This window comes from Kurthia huakuii LAM0618, assembly GCF_000505545.1.
In the GTDB taxonomy this organism is placed as follows: domain Bacteria; phylum Bacillota; class Bacilli; order Bacillales_A; family Planococcaceae; genus Kurthia; species Kurthia huakuii.
Map to the genome: position 1 here is coordinate 141,066 of NZ_AYTB01000008.1, position 21,846 is coordinate 162,911.

A 21,846-nucleotide genomic window follows, 5' to 3' on the forward strand; every position below is an offset into this window, starting at 1 on the left:
ACATGAAATATAACATTAAAGTAGCGGCAGCTGTATTAACAGCATTTACAGCATTGTCAACCCCTTTAATGACATCTACTGCTAGCGCAGAAGAAGTGGTAGTAGGAAATACACCGTTGACGCAAGAAACTGCTACCGGCAACGCATTTATTGATATGATTTCAACAGATGTTGTGACGATTGCAAATGAATACAATTTATATGCATCTGTTATGTTAGCGCAAGCAGCACTTGAAAGTAATTATGGTAAAAGTGGCCTTGCATCGGCACCAAACTACAACTTATTTGGCATTAAAGGCCAATACAATGGCCAAAGTTCATCATTTGCAACAAATGAACAAACAACGGATGGTACCGTTTTCCGTACAACAGCCTCGTTTAGAAAATATGCCTCTTATGAAGAATCGTTAAAAGATTATGCGGTATTGTTAACAGGTGGCACATCAGGGAATAGTACATACTATCAAGGTGTATTAAAACAACATACGATGTCTTATAAACAAGCACTTCAAGCATTAGAAGGTCGCTATGCAACGGATACAAACTATGCTAGTAAGCTGCAAGCCATTATTGATGACTATGATTTGACGCGTTTTGATACGATGGCTGGCTCAACAGAAATCGTTGCCAATGAAGATGGTACGACAACAACAAATGTTGAAGCGAAAAAAGTAATTGCTGTTGTGTCTGGTGATACGCTAGGCGCCATTGCTAAAACATACGCGATAACGGTTGAACAGCTAATGGAGTGGAATGGCTTAACATCAACATTATTAGCCATTGGTGATGAGCTCGTTGTCGAAGTGAATGACGGGACTGCCGTCGAAGAACAACAAGTAGTTGTTGCACCAGCGACGCCAAAAGTTGTAAAGAAAACGTACACAGCAACGAAAAAATACAGTGTTAAAAAAGGCGATTCATTAACAGCGATTGCGAAGCACAACGATATTACAACAGCGCAATTAAAAGAGTGGAATGACCTATCATCAGCCTCACTTAAAAAAGGTCAAAAATTAGCGGTAGCTGTAAAAGAAGAACCGAAAAATAGCGCACCAAAAGCAACGCAAAAAACAACGGTTGCGACTAAAGAAAAGAACGTAACAGAAAAAGCGACAAAATCATCACCGGAAGTACAACAAGTATCAGCAGAAAAGAAAACAAAAGCAAAAATACATGCGCGCTACTATACGGTGCAAGCAGGTGATTCATTAGCCTCGATTGCGCGTGCCTTTTTAACGACCGAAACAAAATTAAAACAAGCGAATAAGCTGTCATCAAATTTAGTGTATGAAGGTCAAAAAATTAAAATTCAATAATAAAAAAACCCTTTCCATTAGTTGGAAAGGGTTTTTACGTACCTTGAATTAAAACATCGGTTAATTGATTTTGCAATGTGTTAATTTCATCCATTGCGTACTTTTCAAGCGCTATATATTGCGTATCTTTTTTAATGATATTTCGTTTTAATTCATTATTTTGTTTGCGTAGATCGGACACTTCTTCTTGTAATAGACGCACCAAACGATGGTATTCCCAAGAAGGTTGTGAAACGACTAATTTTTTTGTCATGTGAATCACCTCTACTCGTTCTTAGTAGCATAATACCCCGTTGAAAAAGAAAGAAACCTGTTCAGCTTAGGATATAAGTTTACAATTAATTGGCAGAAAAATAGATTTACCCTATAATTAAGAGAGAAGTTATAAGGAGTGACAGCGATGACAATGAATTCCGAGGGATATGACAACTTAAAACGCAACTTACGAAAATATGATGATGCTGGTTTTGACAAGCGTGGATTACATAAAAATGGCACGCCATATGATGATGCTGGCTATGATGTGAATGGCTACAATTATTTTGGTTTTAACCGACAAGGCTTTAACCGTAGTAAGATTCATGAGAATGGTACCGCATATGATAAAGCTGGGTATGATGCTTTTGGTTTTGATATGACAGGATTTAGTGCAAAAGGCTATGATAACGCTGGGTATAATAAAGAAGGCTTTGATGAGCAAGGTTATAACCGACAAGGTTTTAGTTTGTCAGGGATTCATCGAAATGGCACGAAATATAATGAACAAGGGTACGATGAACACGGCTATGATACAGAGGGCTTTGATAACAATGGGTATGACGAAGAGCATTTTAATCGCGATGGTTTTAACGAAGCGGGCTATAGTCGTACTGGGTACAATCAGCTTGGTTTTAATAAAAAAGGAAAGCATGAAAATGGTACAAAATATGACGACGAAGGATTTACTGTTAAAGGCTATAATCGTGCTGGGTACAATCGGCAAGGCTTTAATAAGAAAGGGTTCAATGAACAAGGGATTCATGAAAATGGCACATTGTTTAATGAAGTAGGTTATGATGCAGCGGGCTATAATGCACAAGGTTTTAATAAAAAAGGGTACGACCGTGCCGGCTACGATGCAGCGGGCTATGATAAACAGGGCATTGATATACATGGCTTGACGCGCGCGGGCTATAATCGATATGGCTTTAATGAGCAAGGACTTCATGAAAATGGCACGCCTTTTGATGAAGCGGGTTTTGCTTATGATGGTTATAATCAAGCGGGCTATGATCGACAAGGCTATGACCGCGGTGGCTACAATAAGGCAGGCTATAATGAAGCAGGGTATAATCGCGCTGGGTATACGAAAAAAGGCTACAACGAAGCGGGTTTTGATATGTATGGTTTTGATAAAAAAGGCTACGATGTAGAAGGCTATGATGCAGATGGCTATACGATATTTGGTTTTAATCGCGATGGTTTCGACCGACAAGGCTATGATGAGCAAGGTCAATTTGAACCATTTATGGATGCCTTTATGGACAAGCAACATCAACAAATTCAACAGCCGGCCTATTACACCGTAGAATGGAAACATATTTTGTGGCAGTTAGCAGAAATTGAACGCCAATATGCTAATTATCAATATGAACATCTTGTTGAAGCGTTACAGCAAGTGGTTGATTATTTTGTCGTCGAATTGTTGAAAAAACACCAATTAACACAAGGTTTTGCCTGTCGTGAGCTGCAGTACGACGCTCTGTACGATAAAAAAGTATTGACGCCGGCGCATTATGATTTATTAAAAACGATTGCATCACTTGAAGTGTACAATGAAATGACGTATGTGGCTGTGCGTAAAATGATTGTATTAACACTTGCAAAATAATTTAAAAAAGAGGCTGGGACATACGTGTAACAACACCCTCTCAGATGAGCATAAGAAAAACCGGAATCGCGCTGTGGCGCGGTTCCGGTTTTTTGTGGCGAACGCTAAAAAAGGAACATGACATGTTTTATTAAAGCCTCTTTCGTTTAGTCCTCGTGTACCCATTTTTCTTGAAAGCGGGCTATATCGCGATATTCATCTTTGAATAATCGCGATATACGAATGTAGATCGGAATCAACTCTTTATAGATATCAAAATGTTCTTGAATAGGGGTATGTGCATGTGTTGAGCCAACCCACGAGGCAACAATTGAAAAGTCATCAATTTCGCCAAGTGCATACATACCTAAAACGATGGCACCAAGGCACGAGCTTTCAAAGCTTTCAGGTACTGTGACTTCTTGGTTGAAAATATCAGCCATCATTTGACGCCACAAATCGGAGCGGGCAAAGCCGCCTGTTGCTTGAATTTTTTCAGGAGTACCGATGACTTCTTCTAATGCAATAAAAACCGTATAGAGATTAAAAATAACACCTTCAAGGACGGCGCGAATCATATGCTCTTTTTTATGATGCAATCCTAGACCGAAAAAGGAACCGCGCGCATTCGCATCCCAGAGTGGGGCACGTTCGCCAGCTAGATAGGGATGGAACAACAAACCATCCGCACCGGGTTTTACGCGGGCAGCAATTTTGGTTAGCACATCGTATGGGTCAATGCCTAAACGTTTGGCGGTTTCGACTTCGCTTGAGGCTAGCTCATCGCGAACCCAGCGGAAGGTCATACCACCATTGTTGACAGGACCGCCAACGACCCAATGTTTATCAGTTAAGACATAGCAGAAAATACGGCCCTTTGGATCGGTAATCGGTTTATCAACGACCGTACGAATGGCACCAGATGTCCCAATTGTGATGGCCACGACACCGGGGTCAATGGCGTTGACACCAAGGTTAGATAAAACGCCGTCATTGGCACCAATAACAAATGGCGTGGTCGCTTCAATACCTAACTCAGTTGCAATAGCGGGGCGTAACGTGCGTAAAATATGGGTTGTCGGAACGAGTGTAGATAATTGCTCGGCTGTAATATCGGCAACGGCTAATGCGCCAGCATCCCAATCGCGCGCTTCTAAATTAAATAATCCCGTTGCAGAGGCAATCGAATGATCGACGACATATTCGCCGAAAAATTTCTCGAAAATATATTCTTTAATACCAATAAATTTATGAGCAGCTTCAAAAATAGCACGATGCTCATGGCGTAACCACGTAATTTTTGCGAGTGGTGCCATTGGATGAATTGGCGTCCCTGTACGGCGGTAAATGTCGTGACCATTATGGTCGGTTAAAATTTTTTCTGCCGATGCAGTGGCGCGACTATCCGCCCACGTAATCGATTTTGTTAGCGGTTTGCCATTCGCATCAACCGCAATAATCGAATGCATCGCGGCGCTAAAAGATACGAGATGGAGAACTGTTGTATCAATATGGCTTTTTTGAATGGCACCAGCAATGGCTTTTTTACAAGCAATATAAATTTCATCGGGATCTTGCTCGGCAACTTGTGGTGTCGGGCTATAGAGTGGGTATGTTTCATGGTGCATACTGATGACCTCACCATTATTTGAGAACAATACCGCTTTTGTACTTGTTGTGCCAATGTCGACACCTAAGTAATAAGCTGATTTTGACATAAACAATCATCCCTTCATGATATAAAATTTTATTTCAAATATAATTATTTATTTATGAAAATTATTTTCCTGCGATATAATTTTACTCAATTTCAGTGATAATTGAAAGTGTTTTCTTTCACACACATGAACTATTCCGATAACAGGCTATTTGCAGTATACTAGAACCATTCTATGAGAAATGAAGGGATTCGATGCAACAAATGACGACGATTGTCGAAGGATTGTTAGCAAAAAAAAAAGAGGGGCCGCAATAAACTGCGGTTCCTCTTTTTTTGTCTTATAAACGTATTGTCCAATTAAATTCATCGGTAAGCGCGCCTGATTGAATACCTGTTAATGTATCATACAGTAGTTGCGATACGTCACCGATTTGTTCATTGTTAATGACTAATTCTTCGCCTTCCCATAATAAGCGACCAACTGGAGAAATAACAGCAGCAGTACCTGTGCCAAAAACTTCTTCTAATGTGCCGTTTTTATGTGCTTCGATTACTTCATCGATTGCGATATTGCGCTCTTCAATCGCGATGTTTTTATTCTTTAATACTTGAATCATCGAGTCGCGTGTAATACCCGGTAAAATACTCCCCGTTAATTTAGGTGTAATAACAGTACCGTTAATTTTGAAGAAAATATTCATGCTGCCAACTTCTTCAACATATTTATTCTCTTTACCGTCTAGCCATAAAGTTTGCGCATAGCCTTTTTCATGTGCTTCTTTTGATGAAATTAAGCTTGAGGCATAGTTGCCGCTCGTTTTTGCTTCACCTGTGCCACCAACTACAGCGCGCACATACTTGTTCTCAACCATAATTTTAACAGGGTTAATCCCTTCTGCGTAATACGAACCTGATGGCGACATAATGATCATAAATTTATATTCTGTTGATTCATCAACGCCTAAATCCGCTTCCGTTGCGATGACAAATGGGCGAATATAAAGCGATGTACCCGCTTCAGTCGGAATCCATTCGCGGTCAACATCAACTAATTGTTTAAGTGCTTCAAGTGCGTACGCTTCGTCAATCGCCGGAATGCATAGGCGCTCTGCCGAATGATTTAAACGCGCAAAGTTGCGGTCTGGGCGGAATAATAGCGCATCGCCATCCACTGTTATGTATGCTTTTAACCCTTCAAAAATTGCTTGACCATAATGGAATACTTTACTTGCCGGGTCTAATGTAATCGGTTCATATGGTACGATACGTCCATCATGCCAACCTTCTTTTGTTGAATAATCCACGATAAACATATGGTCTGTAAAAATTTTACCGAAACCAAGATTGTCCGCGGCAGGTTTTTGTTTTGGCGACGTGGTGAATGTTACAGGTATTGACATATAGAAAAACTCCCTTCGATTGTGTATTCCTATCGTAACATTATTTTAAATTTTTAGAAAGTTCATAATAATGCATTTAAAAAACGAGCTAACATTCGCGTTAACTCGTTGAATATTAGGATAATAAAATTTTAGCTAAGTACGGGAAAAACGTTTCAGAGAGGATAATGCTCACGAGTGCTGCAACAATCATCGCAAGCGAAGAAAATGTTCCTTCTAATTCACCAAATTCGAATGCTTTTGATGTCCCACAGCCATGTGCGCCCATGCCGAGTAATAAACCTTTTGAAGCGGCGCGGCGGAATCGTAATGTACGAATAACAATCGGACCGACGATGCTACCGGTAAGGCCTGTAACAATAACAAAAACAGCTGTCATCGTTGGGTCGCCACCAATAATCGTCGAAATATCCATCGCAATTGGTGTTGTGATGGAACGTGGGACAAGGCTGTTGATCATGTCATTGTTTAAGCCGGCTGCTAATGCCAACATTAACGACGACACAATCGCAACGATGCAACCGACAAGTAAACTAGCGAAAATAGCGAGCGCATTTTTCTTTAACAATGCGTAGTTTTTATACATTGGTACAGCAAATGCAACGGTTGCCGGGCCAAGCAATGTGGATAAAATATCGGCACCGCTATTATATTGTGCATAAGATGTACCCGTCGTTAATAAAATAATAACTAAAATTAATGGGCAAATAAGCAATGGCGAGAGCCAAATTTTCTCATAGCGCGCATAAAGCCACTTGCTAGCATAGAAAATAACAACCGTACCAATTAAGCCGAATGCAACGGTCATTTTGCAGCATCTCCCTTCGCAAAACGTTCAGCCACAAAACCTGTACTTGCCATAACGACAATCGTGCCCAAAATAATGACAACAATTAATTTGATGCCAATAATACCGAAAATCTCATCATATTGAATAACACCAACAGCAGCTGGTACGAAAAACAATAATAGCTCACCCGTTAAAAAAGTAGCACCAGCATCGACCCATTCCAGTTTAATAAGATGTGTTTTTAAACAAAGAAATAATAATAATAGTCCAATAATACTCCCTGGAATTTGGAGATGGAGTGCGGAACTAAGCCATGTACCAACAAGTAAAAATCCCCAAATAAAAATAGTTTGTACGATGATTTGCACGACTTTTTGCACGGTTTTCAAGAAAATCACAACCTTTATAGTGCACTAGCGTCGATTAAAAAACGAGTGCTTTGTTCATTCGTTATTCAGTGTATAACAAAATATGTCATTCGTAAAATACATAAATATTATTATAACTATTCCAAATTGGAATTATTTTCAACGTACGCAATAAAAGCGCGCATCGCTCGTGAGCGGTAGCGGTCTTTTTTTAAAATAAACGCAATCTCCCATAAAATCGGCTTTTCAAGCGGAATGATGTTGACGACATCGCGATTCGTTTTTTGTGCAAATGGTTCTGGGAAAAGGGCGATGCCTAAATTATGCTCGATCATTTGACTAATAAATTCCCATTGTGAACTTTCAAACGCAATGGTCGGTTCAAAGCCAAAATCTTCACATTCTTGAATGATGCGGTCATGGAGCGTAAAATCCTCAGAAAACAATAGCAACGGTTCATGTTCTAAATCGCGCATAGCAATGTTTTTACGATGCGCTAGAGGATGATCTTTGTGCATGACGACAAAAACGTCTTTTTTAACAAATGGAATAATATCATAATCCTCCTCATGTGCCGGCAGCATAACAAAACCACCATCTAAGTCGCCTGCTAGGACACGTTCTTTAACGATATTGGCACCAATTTCATCTAATTGAAACGAAATGTCAGGGAATCGTTGTTGGAAGCCTTTCATCATTTTTGGGAAAAATAAAATACCAATCAAAGGCGGCATACCAAGCGTTAAATGCCCGGTTTTTAAATGTGCCATATCTTCTAAAGCTAAATGGACTTCATCAACCATTTGAATAATTTGCATCGCGCGTTCAAATACGACATCCCCAGCATCTGTTAATTGGACATGCTTGCTTGAACGGTCGAGCAGCGTAGTTCCAAGTTCGGATTCTAGTTGGCGCACCATTTTAGAAATGGTTGGCTGCGTCACATGCAATTTACGCGCAGCCTTTGTGAAACTTTGTTGTTTTGCGACTTCTATAAAATAAGTTAGTTGACGGACATCCATAAAAAAATCCTCCTAAAACGTTGTGAAGTGGAAAAAATGTTGGAGTTTCATCGTAGATAATGATGAATTTCCATATTTTTTCAGTATACTACAAGACGTTAGAAAAATGAAAAATCGAACATTATGTGAAGGGATAGTAAATTTTCGAAGTTTCGGTATAATAAATGCAATCTATATTTAGACAAAAATGAGCGCTATGACTGCTTTTGATGTAGATTTAATGGCACATTTTAATTAAAGTCGTACGAAATAGGGAAAAATAAAATAACAACTGTTTCGTCAACATTCTCGTGAGTTACGGCTCTGTAGGGTAGATGCTGCTTGGAAATTATGATGCTAGCTATTATGTTTTACATGATTCACCGCTTCGTTGCTCGTATACGACGCATAAGGAGGGGAGAGATTATGCGAATTACTTGGACGGTTTTTCATGACGATGAGCTTATTGAAAAAAACGAATTTAATCAATTTTTTTGGCGTGGCGGTCAATTTAATGTGTTACTAGAAGGCAATCGTACGTTATCGATTGAATCGAATGTTAATCATGGTATTTTAATCGAAGATATTGCAAAAGCTTTAGTAGAGGCACTTGATACGGATGAACCGCAAACATTTCACACGTATAGTACATCAAAATCATATGATGTTATTTTTTTAGGACGCATTATGGAATTTCGTAATTTTGATCCCGAAACAATGCATACATTGAAACGGACAATGCTACCAAAACTGGCGTTTATCGACGCATTTACACATGCGCTTTGCACGTATTTAACGGCATTAAAGGAACGCAATAGCGCTATTTTACAAAATGAATTGTTTAGACGGCTTGCAGGACAATTACAAACCTTACAACAATTAACGACATGACCGTAGTGCAGGAACGGTGAAAACCCGAGCTTGCGCTATTTTTTTTGATTCGCTTCTTTTATAATGGACAGTGGAGGTTGATTTTTTGAGTAAATTAGCGTGGTACATTTCATTAGCGATTTCACTATTTGGCTTTTTTATCGTGCGTTATTATTTTACATTGATGCCAGATGAGCCGTTAAAAAATATAAATCCGGCATTTATTCCACTTGTATTTCTTGTACCGTTTCTTGGCATGAGTTTAGTTATTAGCTTTATTATTGGCGCGCGTTATTTTGCGCAAGGAACAGGCAAACAACTCATTACATATGTTGTCATCTTACTAATTGTGCTCACATTTAGTACCTATCTTGAATACACACAAGTGCAAGCAGATTTACAGGCATTCGGCGGAGGAACGATGACGGAAGGCTCGGTCATTTTTAATTTCCCGTTATGGAATAGCTATACAAATGGTTGGTTTGTAAATGAAATGACCTTTTTTACATTGCATACATTGGCATTTGGTGCGGGCTTTTTCAAGCGACATAAAATTGCAGCGGCACAACAGGAGGGGGGCGAATAGCCACCTTTTTTTTAATAGAGCTATTTGATTTTTCAAAATTTAATGCTAAAATGAAAGCAATTCAATATGATTGATGGCGCTAATTGTTAGCTTAATAGGGAAATCGGTGCAAAGCCGATGCTGTCCCGCAACTGTAACTTGGAGTGCTTTACAACAACCACTGTGTTAACGGGAAGGTGTAAAGTGCGATGAAGAGAAGCCAGGAGACCTACCATTTAATCTTCGGTGATTCACCCTACGAGGATAGGTGCGGAATAAGCAATGGACAATTGCGTTTTTTAGTGCACTTTTTTAATGGGAAAGTGTCTTTTTTTATGCCTGTTACCTCGCGTATGGGAATCATCTATCATGAGGGGGAAACAGAGCAATGACAACGTGGAATTTGAATAAAATGGAGCGACATTTAATGATTTGTAATGGAGCGACATGTATGGGTGCAGGAGCAGAAGAAGTGACGCAACAAATTCGAGATGAGATTTTGACACATAAATTAGATGACGTCATTCATACGTCGCGTACGCGCTGCAATGGGCGTTGCAAGGATAAATGTGTCGTCATTGATTATCCGAAAGGCACATGGTATTCCGTACAGCAAGAGCAAACAGCTCGCAGTATTGTCCACAATGATGTGGCCCGCGAAGCGATTATTTATGAAATGCTTAACGGCGAACGGATGCGTCAACAGGGGCGTATTAAAGGCATTGAAAAATATCGTAAAAAACGCGGCAAAAAAAAGGCTGCGGTCCTGTTTGTTGGGCATGGGAGCCGTTTAGAAGCGGGTAATGAGGAAGTGCGTACATTTATTAAACAAATGAAACCGGCGATTGATGCAAATTTATTAGTAGAAACTTGTTTTTTAGAATTTGCGAACCCGAATATTGAAGATGGTATTCAAGCGTGTATTGAGCAAGGGGCCACAGAAATTCATGTCATTCCGATTATTTTATTACATGCAGGGCATTCTAAATTACATATTCCGGCAGAAATTGAAGAAGCGAAGGCACAGTTTCCAGAAATTCGCTTTACATATGGACAAACAATTGGTATTCATCAGGCGATTATCGATATCTTAAAGGCGCGTTTACAAGAAATTCAATTTGATGTATCCATTCCTCATAAAGATACCGTTATTTTATTAATTGGTCGCGGGAGTAGCGATGAAGATGCTAAGCTGGATTTCTATAAAATTGCGTCGATCTTGCAATCACAGCTCACTGTTTCGACAGTAGAATGTGCCTTTATGGGTGTAACAACGCCAACTGTTGAGCAAGGAATTCAAACATGTATAGCGCACGGTGCAAAGCAAGTAATCATGTTACCTTATTTTTTATTTACGGGTATTCTAATGGAACGAATGGCATTGATGGCACAACAATTCTCTGACATAAATCCAAGTATATCAATTGAGCTTGCCTCGTATTTTGGTTATCATCCAAATTTACAAACCGTGTTATTAGAGCGTTTGCAACAAGCCATTGATGGCACTTCAACGGGTATGCAAGATTTAGCGAATTTCCGTGAATATGTAAAAGAAAATGATTATGTTCATCATCATTAACGTATACTAGAAGTAATTTCCTTAATGGAATAGCAAGAAAAGAGTTAAAGTAGCATTAAATTAAATAAACAAGAAAAGTGTTTTTTAGACAGAAATGTTGTATAAAGTACAAATAAGAGTATAATAATAGTTGTAAGTTATGAATAGAACTTACCTATTTGCCTACTTAGTTTAATGGCAGAACAACGGTCTCGTAATCCGTAGATGAGAGTTCGATTCTCCCAGAAGGCATATCTTTGTTCAATTACAAAGCATCATAAAATTTAGAAAAAGTCGATAAACGTTGATATAACAGCGTTTATCGGCTTTTTTGTTTTTTCAGTATGCTATGGAGAATGCATTAAAACACCTTAGAATATCGTAGCATAGTGACCAAATAGTGACCAAAAAAATGAAATAGTGACCAAAATAGTGACCAAATTTAAGGTGTGAATAATTGCACTGTAACCGCGTCGTTCTGGGCTTCAAGCTCTTTAACAATATGCGTGTACGTATTTAACGTTGTTTGAATATCACTATGACCAAGTCGTTTAGAGATGTATTGAATGGACACACCAGCATATAAAAGTTCAGATGCATGCGTATGTCGTAGCCCATGAACAGTGATAGGGTCTATACCTAATTCATTTAAAACTTTTCGTAGTGCTTTATTAGTTCCTTCATTGGTGAAACTATCAGTAGGGTGGTGCGGGCTACGGAAAATAATCATTTCACGTAATCGTTGATTAGTAATTGCATCGATTAGTTCTTTGAAAATAACCATGACATTTGGATCTACGGTAATTTTACGATAAGATGCTTCATTTTTTAATTTGTCGAAGCCGCTTTGATGTTTATAATCCCATGACTTATTGATGTCGAGCGTATTGTCATTGAAATCAAAGTCATTAGGCGTTAAGCCTAATAGTTCCTGAAAGCGGAGTCCAGTAACTAGAGCGAGTAGCAGCAGGTGATGGATTAGCCCAAAACCATCCTCTAAATGATGATATAAATACGAATACAGCTTTTGTGCATCTTTGTGATTTGCAATGTATTTATCGTGAGCCCGTTTACCGGTGTGGCTTGCTTGAATTTTACGGCCGCGCGTAATGTTGTAACGAATATCCCCAACATCGTGTGCGTGGCGCAAACAGGCCCCTATATGACTATCTAGCTTCTTTACACTTTCTTCGGAGCGGGTAGAGCCAAACCAATTTAAAAATTCTTGATAGTCTAAAGCAGTGAGCGTGTTAATTTTAGTATTTTCAAAGTAAACTTTTACCCACTTTAAGCTATTTTGATAGCGTAACTGCGTATTATAATGAACATCTGCTTTATATGCTTTTATCCAGCGTTCAAAGTATGTCGCAATAGGAATAGCGCTATTAAGCTTTAGTGAACCTTCACCTTTTTGCGCTTCAATGGCTGCAGCCGCTATTTCTGCTTCACGTTTTGTACGAAAGCCGCCTTTTTTAATTTGTTTATTAACGCCGTCTACATAGTTACTAACAGTATATGACCATGATTTACCGCGTTTTGTGATACTTGCCACATAAATCTCCTCCAAATAAATTCCTTTCTTAATCATTAGCGCAAAACTCAGTAAATGATGCGTTGCGCTTTTGCCAATTCAATTTAAATTATGTATGAACAATTTCAAATATGTTTTTATCGCGCCATTCTAGCTGAAATAAAAAATCATCAATTCGCTTCGTAGCAAACTCTAAAGTCACACCAAATAACTCGGCCATCTCATAATACAAGTGCTTCTTTGTTCGGTAAGCTTGAAGATCTAGATTTAGCAGCATAAATGTTGGCATGCAGTAGTGATTCGCAAATGTATCGGCCGTCCATTCCTGGTACTCTGTCCAAAAGTCTGGCATGAGCATTTGATTAGTTACGTGCCAGATAGAGTGACAAAGCTCATGAGCGAATTGTTCATGCTGCTCTTCATCAGGTATACGACTATCTACTACAATTAGTGCTCCTAAACGCTTTGAGTCGATAGGAGCGGGCATAATGGTCAGCCCGAGCATATCGGCAATATTGTAGTCGCTAATTTGTGCTGGACTATGTATGTTAGCTGTTTTGTATAACTTTTGTATAAATTCTTCCTTACGTGTGAGTGTCAATTTCATCTTAAATCCTCCGAATATTCCCATATAAGGAACGTATGTTCTTTTAAGTATAAAATAAAACCCCACTCTTGTGAAGTGAGGTTTTTATTTAGAAATAATGTTTTTAGTTAAATTTAAATAGACTGTTTCTAAAAAATCAATATAAGGGTATATTTATATGTAAATAATAACAATATTAATCTAAAGGGGTGGTGATTTAGATGCAAAGCATACAGAAAATAGTTGGAACTCTATGGTTGTCTTCCATACTTTATTGGATAGTGAAAATTCCGCTTTTTTTCACAACATTCAATGTTTCGAATTCAATATTATTTATTCTGGCTCTTGGGTTGATTGTTCTTGCTCTAAAGGTCTATCCCCATCCTGTGAGTCAGAAGAATCCGTTTGCCTTTGAGTTGAAGGTAAGACGAGTCTACCTGCTTCATTGGCGGTAATACGCATTTCAGGAACTTGTTCAGCAACGCTAGGTTGGTCAAGTTCTCTTTTTATTCTATCAATTTCCAATTGTTTCAATTGATTATCTAAATCTATAGATTTGTTAATTCTTTTTCTAGTGAAGAGCCAAGGTAAAAGTCCTTTTACTTCTGTTTCTTTATATCTGACATGAAGAACTTTTACCCCCAACATTATTAAAGCTCCTGTAAAATAAGGAGTGGATACATCAACGATATTTTTAACAGTTGAAATCATTTCAATATAGCCGGGAGATTGAATATTCTGTTTCAAGAAAAATTTTTTTGCATCTCTATCTCCTAAACGTTTTGCTAATATATTATGATAGTTGCTCCATGTTTGAATAGAAAAATCAGATGTCCCTTGTGCATAAAAATTAGCATGGAATTGTTCATTTTTTATATAGAAAGGAAAAGTTATGCGATCAATAATATTTGCATATTGATTAATATTAATTAAAGCTTGTTGAGTATTTCGTATTTTCAAAAAAGAATTGTCAATTTCATTTTTATGAACTTCTTTTAACCAAATAACTTTTCTTCTTAATAAATACGGCGAATGTTCAATTTCTTCTACGCTACCACTAGGAGTAAAATCTTCAAAGAAAGCACTATTTTCCTCATATAGCTTTCCAGCATATCCTAATAAATAGTATTCACTTCTTTTAGAAGGAGTTAAAATTAAATCGTACTGTTTAATCTTGTTTATAAAAGTATAAAGTTGCTTTGAAATATAGTTGATATTATGGTTGCTTTCTATCAAATAATTGCTAATGATGTCTGCATAGTCGTTTTCAGTAGCTTCAATTAAACTACTACTTTCTATAAATTCTTGTAATGGGATATTATAATTTTTTATAGCAATATAAGATTCTTTTAAAAAATCTTGATAGTAACGTCCACTATTAGCTCGTAAAAGCCAATAATTTTGTTCTTTTGGGATTGTAGGGATATTTTCATAAAAACTTTGGATTAATTTCTCTGTTGTCATACTACACCTCTAATTAAAATGATAAGTAGTTTAATGGAGTGAATTCCTGGCTTTTCGATAATTATATTTTATAGAAATTCAAATTAATCAGCGATTTGAGTGTCTATTATTTTTTTCATAAGAATCAGTGCAAATTTAAAGCCTTCTTTTTCTGATAAAATCTCTTTAAGATAAACTTTAGAATGTTTGTCATAAGTATTAGGAAAGCTGATATTTAAATAGGTCATTTTTTTCTTTTTTTCTTCCCATATTCTATATTTTACAGACTCTCTTCCTTTATATTTTTCTAAAAATTTATCAATAGTTTGCCCTTTTTTATGCCAATTTATTATATTTTTGTTTACGATGACTTCATCCCATGATTCAAAGAATGGAAAGTGTGCAAAAATATTTCGGATACATTTAAATAAATCACTAGCTATTTCAGCCTCCATAGGAGGTCGATTTCTTTTCATAGACTCAATTATCCATTTGATAGGTTCATAGTGTAATATTTCTGCATAAATTTCAAATGCAGTTTTTATTTTAGTTAAACGATAATAAGCTGTTTCTTCCCAAAAGACATCTTCGAATGTTTCCTCGAAAATATCATAGAATTTGTTATAGGATAGGGTTAAAAATTCAATTTCTGCTTCAGTAGGTCTTAAGTAATCCTCCAAAGTAATCCTCCTTTATTTAAATACAATCTTTCTATACTATTCATTAAAAAATAAGATGCGCTAGATAGCGCATCTTATTTTGCACTGTTTATTAATGACTAATGGTATTCACTATTTCAAAGCCATTAGCTTTTTTGAAGAAACTGCTTTAATACCAAAACTTCTTATTTTGGTCCGCAAAAGTTTGATAATAAGTTGTTTTGGTCCATTTGTATTTAGAAGATTTTACAGGGTATGATCCACCACAACTCATGCACCAGCCTTCTAATTTCAACATAGTATTCTTTTTAACTTTTATTTTCTTTAATACATAGTCCTGAGCGTGAGAAGGACCTTTTTTCATTTTGTAGATATAAATATCTTGTTTGATCTTCACTTTTTTAAAGCCTTTCCAGCTTCCTGGTTTTGGTGAAGAATAAGACTTCGCCGTAACAGTAGAGGTATCATTGGGAAGGGAAGTAGGACCAGCGAAAATTGTAGCACCAAGAGCTAGAGCAGCAGTAACTTTTAAAATAGTCTTTTTCATTTTTAGATTCATTCCTCTCAAATTAATGATAAATATTTACAATATATAACCAAAAGATAGGATGCATTCATTGTGCATCCTATTTTTTGCGTTCTTCACGTTTTTTCAGCATTTCATAAAAAATCTCGAATTCCTCTAAAGCATCCAGTAGATTTTCAGGCTTATCATGAAATGAAAGACTTTCGCTATTCATAAAGAAATCCATAACTTCCTTCTGATAAGGTGTAAGTGCAGCATACTCATCGTTCTTGATGCCAGCGTAAGTAATTTCTTCTGGATTTTTGATGTCGCTATTACCTAATAGATAATCAGTTGTTACATTAAAATAAGTGGCTATCTTTTTTAGAGTTTCGTAATCAGGGTTTCTTGAATCTTTTTCGTAAGCTGTATATGCAGGTCTAGTAACCCCTAAGTAATCAGCTACTTCTTGCTGCGTTCTTTTTTTCTCTTTTCTTAATTGTACGAGTTTTTCACCGATCATAAAAAACCCTCCTTCTGTATCCTATATTATAATGTAACATTTAGTTACTCTAAAGTCTTTGTAACTAAACGAAACATATTTAGAAAAATCTATTGACAATGTCACGAAATGAAACTATTATTAATGTAACAAAACGTTACAAAAAAGGTGGTGTATTGATTGAATAAACGATATTGGTTAATATCTCAAAGAAATTCAAAAGGTTTTACGCAATGTATTGTAGCTAGAAAGTGTAATATTTCTAGAGAGTACTACACTATGATTGAGCTAGGAAGTAGAAACCCTAGTCCTAGTGTCGCTCAAAGGGTTGCTGAAGCATTAGATTTTGACTGGACTATTTTTTTTGAAGATAAAAGTAACGTAACGTTACTAAAAAGTGTGTAAAGGAGAAAATATAATGACAAACATCCAAGTAACATATGCAGCGCAAACTATCACTTCAATTGAAGTGGCTGAGATGGTAGGGCGCGAACATAAAAATGTAATGCAAGATATTCGTAAAATTTCATCTGACTTAGGGGTGCTGAAAATTCAGCATACCCTTTACTTCAAAGAAACAACGTATATTCATCAACAGAATAATCAGAAGTATCCAATGTTCCACCTTACTAAGCAAGGCTGTGAACTCTACGGAAACCGTATGTCCGGTATTGAAGGAACAGCATTTGCGGTTGCTTACATTGAACGCTTTAACGAAATGGAAGCGGCTGAACAAACAGCATTACCTGCGGATCCAATCGCACTCGCATTACAAGCTGCACTCGATACACGTCAAGAAGTGCAAGACATCAAACAAGATGTGCAAGAGTTGAAAGACAGCATGCGCATTAACACTCACCAGGAGAAACAGTTACAGGATATGGCCAAACAGCGTGTGCTAAAAGCGCTCGGTGGTTATGATTCGCCAGCATATAAAGCAATGTCCAAAAAGGTATTTCCAACAGTTTGGCGCGACTTTAAAAACAAGTTCGATTTACCAACGTATCGTGCGCTTCAAGCGAAACAATTCGAAGAAGCGAGGTTTTTCCTAAGCATTTGGGAACCGTCATCATCAATGAGGTACGACATCGCTGTGCATAATCGTCAATTGCAACTGGCTGTTTTTAATCAAACTAATTCCTAGAAAGGTGGTGAGAAAATGCAAAGTTTAGCAGTGAATTTAACAATTCCTATTCCAGAGGATCATATTCTCATTTCAAAGGTAGAACTTGCCGACTTGAAAGAACAAGCAGTAGCGGGTCGTTATTGGACACTGAAAGATATAGAAGTGCGCACAGGTTATCGCGGTCCTTGGATTAAAGACAATATTTTATACAATCCTAAATTTCGTAAAGTTCTTGATGTTGAACAAGGTGGATTTGTTTACTATCCAAGGTCGTCCGGCGAGAAATGGACCTTCCTTGCTTCTAAAATGACAGAGTTTTTAGAATTTCATTTCAAGGATATTTTCAAGGCCCTATAACTATTACCAAAAACCATGTAATTAATACAGTTGTTAAATGACGTTTGGAAAGGCGTGAGGGAAATGAAGAAAGCAATTAATGCGCAGAAGCCATTAACACAGCTTATTGAGGATGAAAAAATCCCCAATACGCAACTTGCTGTAGAGCTGAATTATAGTAATTCGGCGATTAGTAGGATTAAGGTTGGGGATCGTGCCATGTCACAGGAAACAGCAAAGGAAAGCATGCTTATACACGATAATGCAAAATATATCGCAGGTATTACGCATGAATTTACAGACGGCTTTACGCCGCCTGTATTAGATGGAATTGGATTTGATATGCATCGCTTGGTATTGCTCAATCAATTTAAAAATCAAGAAAAAGAAGTTTATGCGCTTCTCCAACAAGTTGATTTTTCTAAAATGCCATCAGAAATTGATGAAAAAAATCTAAAAGATATAAGGGATGTGATGGATGGGTTACTAACGCTCCGCTTCTTTTTAGAGAATAGCGTGATTCAGCTGCAACAAGATTACGAAATCAGTATTAAAAAGCGAATGAGAGCTTTGATGCTGCACTGGAAAATGAAAGGGTGGTTAAAATGAGTATTTCAAAATTTGATTTGCGCTTGGCAGCAATTAAAGAGCGCGAGGGTTGGCAAACAGAGCAGGATATGCGCCTGAATTGGACGGAGGAACGAATCCTAAGTCATTACAACATGTACTACAAGCATTTCGAGTTGGATGCACCCGCAAGTGAAGTAAAAGATGCAGCTTTAGATGAACTAAGTGATAAAGAAATTGCTGTAATGATTCGTCGGTGGAAGTTTACAGATGTATTGGAGTTACTTCAAAAAGAAGGTTATTTAACGGTCCTTCATGGACACTGGATTTTATCGATGGATATGTTTTTGGGTTGCAACGAATAAAAAAAGACCGCTTTACGAGAGCGGCCTTAGTCATAGGCGAACAAGTCGCCTACTGTATAAAAATAACTACGTAAAGTATACCACAAAATAAGAGGGGGCAAACCTAATGGAATCAAATGATGCAGGGCAAGTTCAAACGGCCGGCACATTAAATCTTTTTCAGAAGCTAGTAGAGGTGCGTAAGCATATTCCAGCGCTACGAAAAGATGGTGAGGGCTACAAATACTCGTATGTAACAGGTTCACAAATTTTATCAGGTATTCAAGAATCTATGAATAATTTAGGGGTTCTTCTTTTTCCGCGAGTCGATACACAGAATGTAGAAAGAGAAGAAGTTACGACTGGTAGAGGAAAAACATCTACGCAATTTAAGGTTTATGGAAAGATGACTTATACGTGGATAAATGCAGACAATCCATCAGAAATATTGGAAGTTCCTTTTATGTATGGTGCCACGAATGAGGATGTCGCCAAAGCGATAGGTAGCGCACTGACGTATGCGGAGCGGTACTTTTTGATAAAGTCATTTAACTTACCGACTGACAATGAAGATCCTGACTACAATCAACACAATAATCAATCCAATAATCAACAACAGCGACAGTATGAGCAACCGTATCAAAAGCAGCAATATCGTAATCCACAGCCACCAATGCAGCAACAACCGGCGCGTGCAAATAAGGATGGCGAAAAGCTCATAACTGAGGTGCAATCGCAAAAACTTAAAAATGCGCTAAAAATCGTTGCAGGTCCAAAAGTGGAGGACAAACAAACAGCATTCGAGTCGGCTTGCTACGCCTGCAATATTCCGGAGGGTACATCAACAAAGGCCCTCACATTTACGCAAGCAAGCGGTGTGCTGATATATTTTGACGGGCTTGTTAAAAGCCGTCAAAAAGGTGGTGCGTAAGCGTGGTAATGCAAAAAATAGAACTGCAACAAGATTTAGAAAATACGTTTAAGCAAGTACGTACGACTAAAGACAATTTTGCCGAAATAATCGAGCGTTTAGCGGCACTTAATATAAAAGTGGAAAGGGTCCTAAAACATGAAAATCTTAAAAAGGATATATCGTATGTTTGCGACAGAAAATGCAGTCGAGGATGTTAGCTTTGTAGTCTACTTGCTGCTAATGATAAGTGTTGGTTTGTATGTGCTTTCACTTACAGCCACAAAAGAAATCATGGTTATGTGTGTAAGTATGTTAGGCGCGCTAGCCATTGTAGTAGTTTACTGCGCGTTGGCTTGGCATAAGGAGGAGTAAGAAAAGTGAGCAATATTATTCGAGTAGAAAAAAATAATAATTATGTTGTGATGAACCGAACAGCGTTGAATGATGAAAGGCTTTCTTGGAAAGCAAAAGGAATTATAGCATATATGCTTTCGATGCCAGATGATTGGGTGTTCTATATAGATGAATTAGTAAAACATTCAAAAGATGGTCGTGACGCTTTTCGAAGTGGATTAAAAGAGTTAAAAGATTGTGGATATGTTGAACGAAAACCTATAAAGGATTCGGAAACAAGAAAAATAATAGCTTGGGAAACAATTGTAAGAGAAATTCCACTTACGGATTCTCCACAAGTGGAAAGTCCACAAATGGAAAAGCCACTTATGGAAGAACCACAAGTGGTAAATCCGACACTACTAAGTACTGATGTTAACCAAGTATTGAATAAACCAAATACTGATACTAACCAAGTACTGACAAACCAACATACAGACCTTCCGTTAGATACTGATTTTGCAGAAGTTCTTAGTATCTATGAACAGAATTTCGGGTTAGTTAGTGGGGGCTTTGATCAAGAGGATTTAGGTGACATGGTGGATAACTATAAAAAAGATCTCATTATCGAAGCTATTAAAGAAGCACGTAGTAATCAGAATGTGAAGAAGCCTTTACGCTTAATTAGCAAAATCCTTAAAAATTGGGCTGCTGAAAATATTCATACAGCGATAGACTTGCAAAACTATTTACAACAAAAGGAGCGTGAGCAACATGGTCAAAACAATCGAAGAAGTACTAGCGGCACTAAAAAACAAACAAAGTACCCTGGACTTGCCAATTACAACTCACAAATGCGATAAGTGCAAAGACCAAGGTGGATGGACTGAAATGCGTGAAGCAGACGTATTTGGAAACGGCCAAGTAATTCGTGACGAGGAAGTGTGGGTGGAATGCACCTGTGCTATTCAACGTAAGATTGAGCGTATTGTAACTGCTTCTGAAATTACCGCAGAGTTCCAAAAGATGGGCTTTAAAAATTATCAAACGGACAACGACATTCGAAAAGAAATGCGAAGCCTTGCAGTGGATTACTATAAGCATTTTAAAGACATCCGTAGCACACGTGAAAATAGCATCGCATTTGTTGGCCAAGTTGGCTGCGGTAAAACGCATTTGTTATCCGCTGTATCAAATGGGCTCATGCGAGAGTGCTTTGTACCAGTTATGTATTTTCCATTCGTAGAAATGACAGAATCAATGAGTGCAAACAATTACGAGCATAAAGACACCATTATCAAAAAGGCGCAGCAAGCAGAAGTGTTGTTTATCGATGACTTGTTTAAACCAGCCACTAAAGAAGATCGCGAGGGAAATATGATTCAATTGCCGCGCGCTACACCATTCGAGCAAAAGGTGATGCAGGCCATCATTAATTATCGCTATCTCAACAATAAACCGATTCTGTTATCGAGTGAGCTAGACTTTGCCACTTTACTTTCAATTAACGAAGCATTAGGAAGTCGATTATTTGAAATGTGTGGCGATTACACAATGCAAATCGAAGAAGATGTCATGCTCAATTGGCGCATGCGTAAATTGTTCAAGTAATTCAGAGGAGAGA

25 protein-coding genes, 1 tRNA gene and 1 riboswitch are annotated in these 21,846 nt (G+C 37.7%); of the genes, 14 read left to right on the forward strand and 12 right to left on the reverse strand.

The genetic code is table 11. The annotated features are described in order from the left end of the window. The first annotated feature begins 2 nt into the window (after positions 1-2). Positions 3-1,316 carry a LysM peptidoglycan-binding domain-containing protein gene (locus V514_RS0104995; RefSeq protein WP_029498683.1) on the forward strand — a complete coding sequence of 438 codons (1,314 nt, stop codon included), beginning with the start codon at positions 3-5 and terminating at the stop codon, positions 1,314-1,316. Positions 1,317-1,350: 34 nt separating this feature from the next. Here the strand turns inward: V514_RS0104995 and V514_RS0105000 are convergent, their stop codons facing one another. Further along, positions 1,351-1,569, reverse strand: a complete 219-nt coding sequence (locus tag V514_RS0105000; RefSeq protein ID WP_029498684.1) for a hypothetical protein — start codon at positions 1,567-1,569, stop codon at positions 1,351-1,353. Between the two features lie 147 nt (positions 1,570-1,716). Here V514_RS0105000 and V514_RS0105005 point away from each other — a divergent pair, with 147 nt between their 5' ends. Continuing rightward, complete coding sequence (locus tag V514_RS0105005) at positions 1,717-3,186, forward strand: hypothetical protein (protein ID WP_029498685.1); 1,470 nt, start codon at positions 1,717-1,719, stop codon at positions 3,184-3,186. 146 nt (positions 3,187-3,332) lie between these two features. On the opposite strand, the gene gntK is transcribed toward V514_RS0105005, so the two are convergent. The 5 genes from gntK to V514_RS0105030 form a co-directional block, all read right to left on the reverse strand. After that, entirely contained in the window at positions 3,333-4,883 is a 1,551-nt protein-coding gene (gene gntK, locus V514_RS0105010; protein WP_029498686.1) for a gluconokinase, read from the reverse strand. Positions 4,884-5,163: 280 nt separating this feature from the next. Next, on the reverse strand, positions 5,164-6,225 hold the full coding sequence (locus tag V514_RS0105015) for a branched-chain amino acid aminotransferase (RefSeq protein WP_029498688.1): 1,062 nt from the start codon (positions 6,223-6,225) through the stop codon (positions 5,164-5,166). Positions 6,226-6,340: 115 nt separating this feature from the next. Beyond that, on the reverse strand, positions 6,341-7,033 hold the full coding sequence (locus tag V514_RS0105020) for an LrgB family protein (protein WP_029498690.1): 693 nt from the start codon (positions 7,031-7,033) through the stop codon (positions 6,341-6,343). Then, the gene (locus V514_RS0105025) at positions 7,030-7,404 is read right to left on the reverse strand and encodes a CidA/LrgA family protein (protein WP_081714996.1); all 375 of its coding nucleotides are present in this window, start codon (positions 7,402-7,404) and stop codon (positions 7,030-7,032) included. Before V514_RS0105025 ends, V514_RS0105020 begins: the two co-directional genes overlap by 4 nt. A 116-nt stretch (positions 7,405-7,520) precedes the next feature. Next, positions 7,521-8,405 carry a LysR family transcriptional regulator gene (locus tag V514_RS0105030; protein WP_029498694.1) on the reverse strand — a complete coding sequence of 295 codons (885 nt, stop codon included), beginning with the start codon at positions 8,403-8,405 and terminating at the stop codon, positions 7,521-7,523. 405 nt (positions 8,406-8,810) lie between these two features. Between V514_RS0105030 and V514_RS0105035 the strand changes: the two genes are divergently transcribed. From V514_RS0105035 to V514_RS0105055, 4 genes are all read left to right on the forward strand, one after another. Beyond that, positions 8,811-9,275, forward strand: coding sequence for a hypothetical protein (locus V514_RS0105035; protein WP_029498696.1), 465 nt, complete (start codon positions 8,811-8,813; stop codon positions 9,273-9,275). An 85-nt stretch (positions 9,276-9,360) separates the two neighbouring features. Then, a complete protein-coding gene (locus V514_RS0105040) occupies positions 9,361-9,840 on the forward strand; it encodes a hypothetical protein (RefSeq protein ID WP_029498697.1) in 480 nt (159 codons plus the stop codon). A 57-nt stretch (positions 9,841-9,897) separates the two neighbouring features. Continuing rightward, positions 9,898-10,070, forward strand: a riboswitch (cobalamin riboswitch). 137 nt (positions 10,071-10,207) lie between these two features. After that, positions 10,208-11,398: a CbiX/SirB N-terminal domain-containing protein gene (locus V514_RS0105050; protein WP_029498699.1), complete on the forward strand. Its 1,191-nt coding sequence runs from the start codon at positions 10,208-10,210 to the stop codon at positions 11,396-11,398. Positions 11,399-11,558: 160 nt separating this feature from the next. Continuing rightward, positions 11,559-11,629 (forward strand) — tRNA-Thr (locus V514_RS0105055). 190 nt (positions 11,630-11,819) lie between these two features. On the opposite strand, the gene V514_RS0105060 is transcribed toward V514_RS0105055, so the two are convergent. The 6 genes from V514_RS0105060 to V514_RS0105085 form a co-directional block, all read right to left on the reverse strand. Beyond that, positions 11,820-12,929: a tyrosine-type recombinase/integrase gene (locus V514_RS0105060; protein ID WP_029498701.1), complete on the reverse strand. Its 1,110-nt coding sequence runs from the start codon at positions 12,927-12,929 to the stop codon at positions 11,820-11,822. 88 nt (positions 12,930-13,017) lie between these two features. Next, a complete protein-coding gene (locus V514_RS0105065; RefSeq protein WP_029498702.1) occupies positions 13,018-13,515 on the reverse strand; it encodes an ImmA/IrrE family metallo-endopeptidase in 498 nt (165 codons plus the stop codon). 312 nt (positions 13,516-13,827) lie between these two features. Then, positions 13,828-14,958, reverse strand: a complete 1,131-nt coding sequence (locus tag V514_RS0105070) for a hypothetical protein (RefSeq protein WP_029498704.1) — start codon at positions 14,956-14,958, stop codon at positions 13,828-13,830. Positions 14,959-15,041: 83 nt separating this feature from the next. After that, positions 15,042-15,617 (reverse strand): hypothetical protein, encoded by a 576-nt coding sequence (locus V514_RS0105075; RefSeq protein WP_029498706.1) that lies wholly within the window; start codon positions 15,615-15,617, stop codon positions 15,042-15,044. 148 nt (positions 15,618-15,765) lie between these two features. Further along, positions 15,766-16,143 (reverse strand): hypothetical protein, encoded by a 378-nt coding sequence (locus V514_RS0105080; RefSeq protein ID WP_029498707.1) that lies wholly within the window; start codon positions 16,141-16,143, stop codon positions 15,766-15,768. A 79-nt stretch (positions 16,144-16,222) separates the two neighbouring features. Continuing rightward, positions 16,223-16,624 carry a helix-turn-helix domain-containing protein gene (locus V514_RS0105085; protein ID WP_029498709.1) on the reverse strand — a complete coding sequence of 134 codons (402 nt, stop codon included), beginning with the start codon at positions 16,622-16,624 and terminating at the stop codon, positions 16,223-16,225. 159 nt (positions 16,625-16,783) lie between these two features. Here V514_RS0105085 and V514_RS0105090 point away from each other — a divergent pair, with 159 nt between their 5' ends. From V514_RS0105090 to V514_RS0105130, 8 genes are all read left to right on the forward strand, one after another. Next, entirely contained in the window at positions 16,784-17,008 is a 225-nt protein-coding gene (locus tag V514_RS0105090; RefSeq protein WP_029498711.1) for a helix-turn-helix domain-containing protein, read from the forward strand. A 13-nt stretch (positions 17,009-17,021) separates the two neighbouring features. Next, complete coding sequence (locus tag V514_RS0105095) at positions 17,022-17,747, forward strand: Rha family transcriptional regulator (RefSeq protein WP_029498712.1); 726 nt, start codon at positions 17,022-17,024, stop codon at positions 17,745-17,747. Between the two features lie 15 nt (positions 17,748-17,762). Next, positions 17,763-18,086 (forward strand): DUF771 domain-containing protein, encoded by a 324-nt coding sequence (locus V514_RS0105100; RefSeq protein ID WP_029498714.1) that lies wholly within the window; start codon positions 17,763-17,765, stop codon positions 18,084-18,086. 63 nt (positions 18,087-18,149) lie between these two features. Next, on the forward strand, positions 18,150-18,674 hold the full coding sequence (locus tag V514_RS0105105) for a hypothetical protein (RefSeq protein ID WP_029498716.1): 525 nt from the start codon (positions 18,150-18,152) through the stop codon (positions 18,672-18,674). After that, a complete protein-coding gene (locus tag V514_RS0105110) occupies positions 18,671-18,997 on the forward strand; it encodes a hypothetical protein (protein WP_029498717.1) in 327 nt (108 codons plus the stop codon). Before V514_RS0105105 ends, V514_RS0105110 begins: the two co-directional genes overlap by 4 nt. 106 nt (positions 18,998-19,103) lie before the next feature. Next, complete coding sequence (locus tag V514_RS19625) at positions 19,104-19,907, forward strand: ERF family protein (RefSeq protein ID WP_029498718.1); 804 nt, start codon at positions 19,104-19,106, stop codon at positions 19,905-19,907. A gap of 359 nt (positions 19,908-20,266) precedes the next feature. Next, a complete protein-coding gene (locus V514_RS0105125; protein WP_051392430.1) occupies positions 20,267-21,085 on the forward strand; it encodes a DnaD domain protein in 819 nt (272 codons plus the stop codon). Then, a complete protein-coding gene (locus V514_RS0105130) occupies positions 20,997-21,833 on the forward strand; it encodes a DnaA ATPase domain-containing protein (RefSeq protein ID WP_035944318.1) in 837 nt (278 codons plus the stop codon). The genes V514_RS0105125 and V514_RS0105130 overlap by 89 nt, the downstream gene beginning before the upstream one ends. Positions 21,834-21,846: the final 13 nt, after the last annotated feature.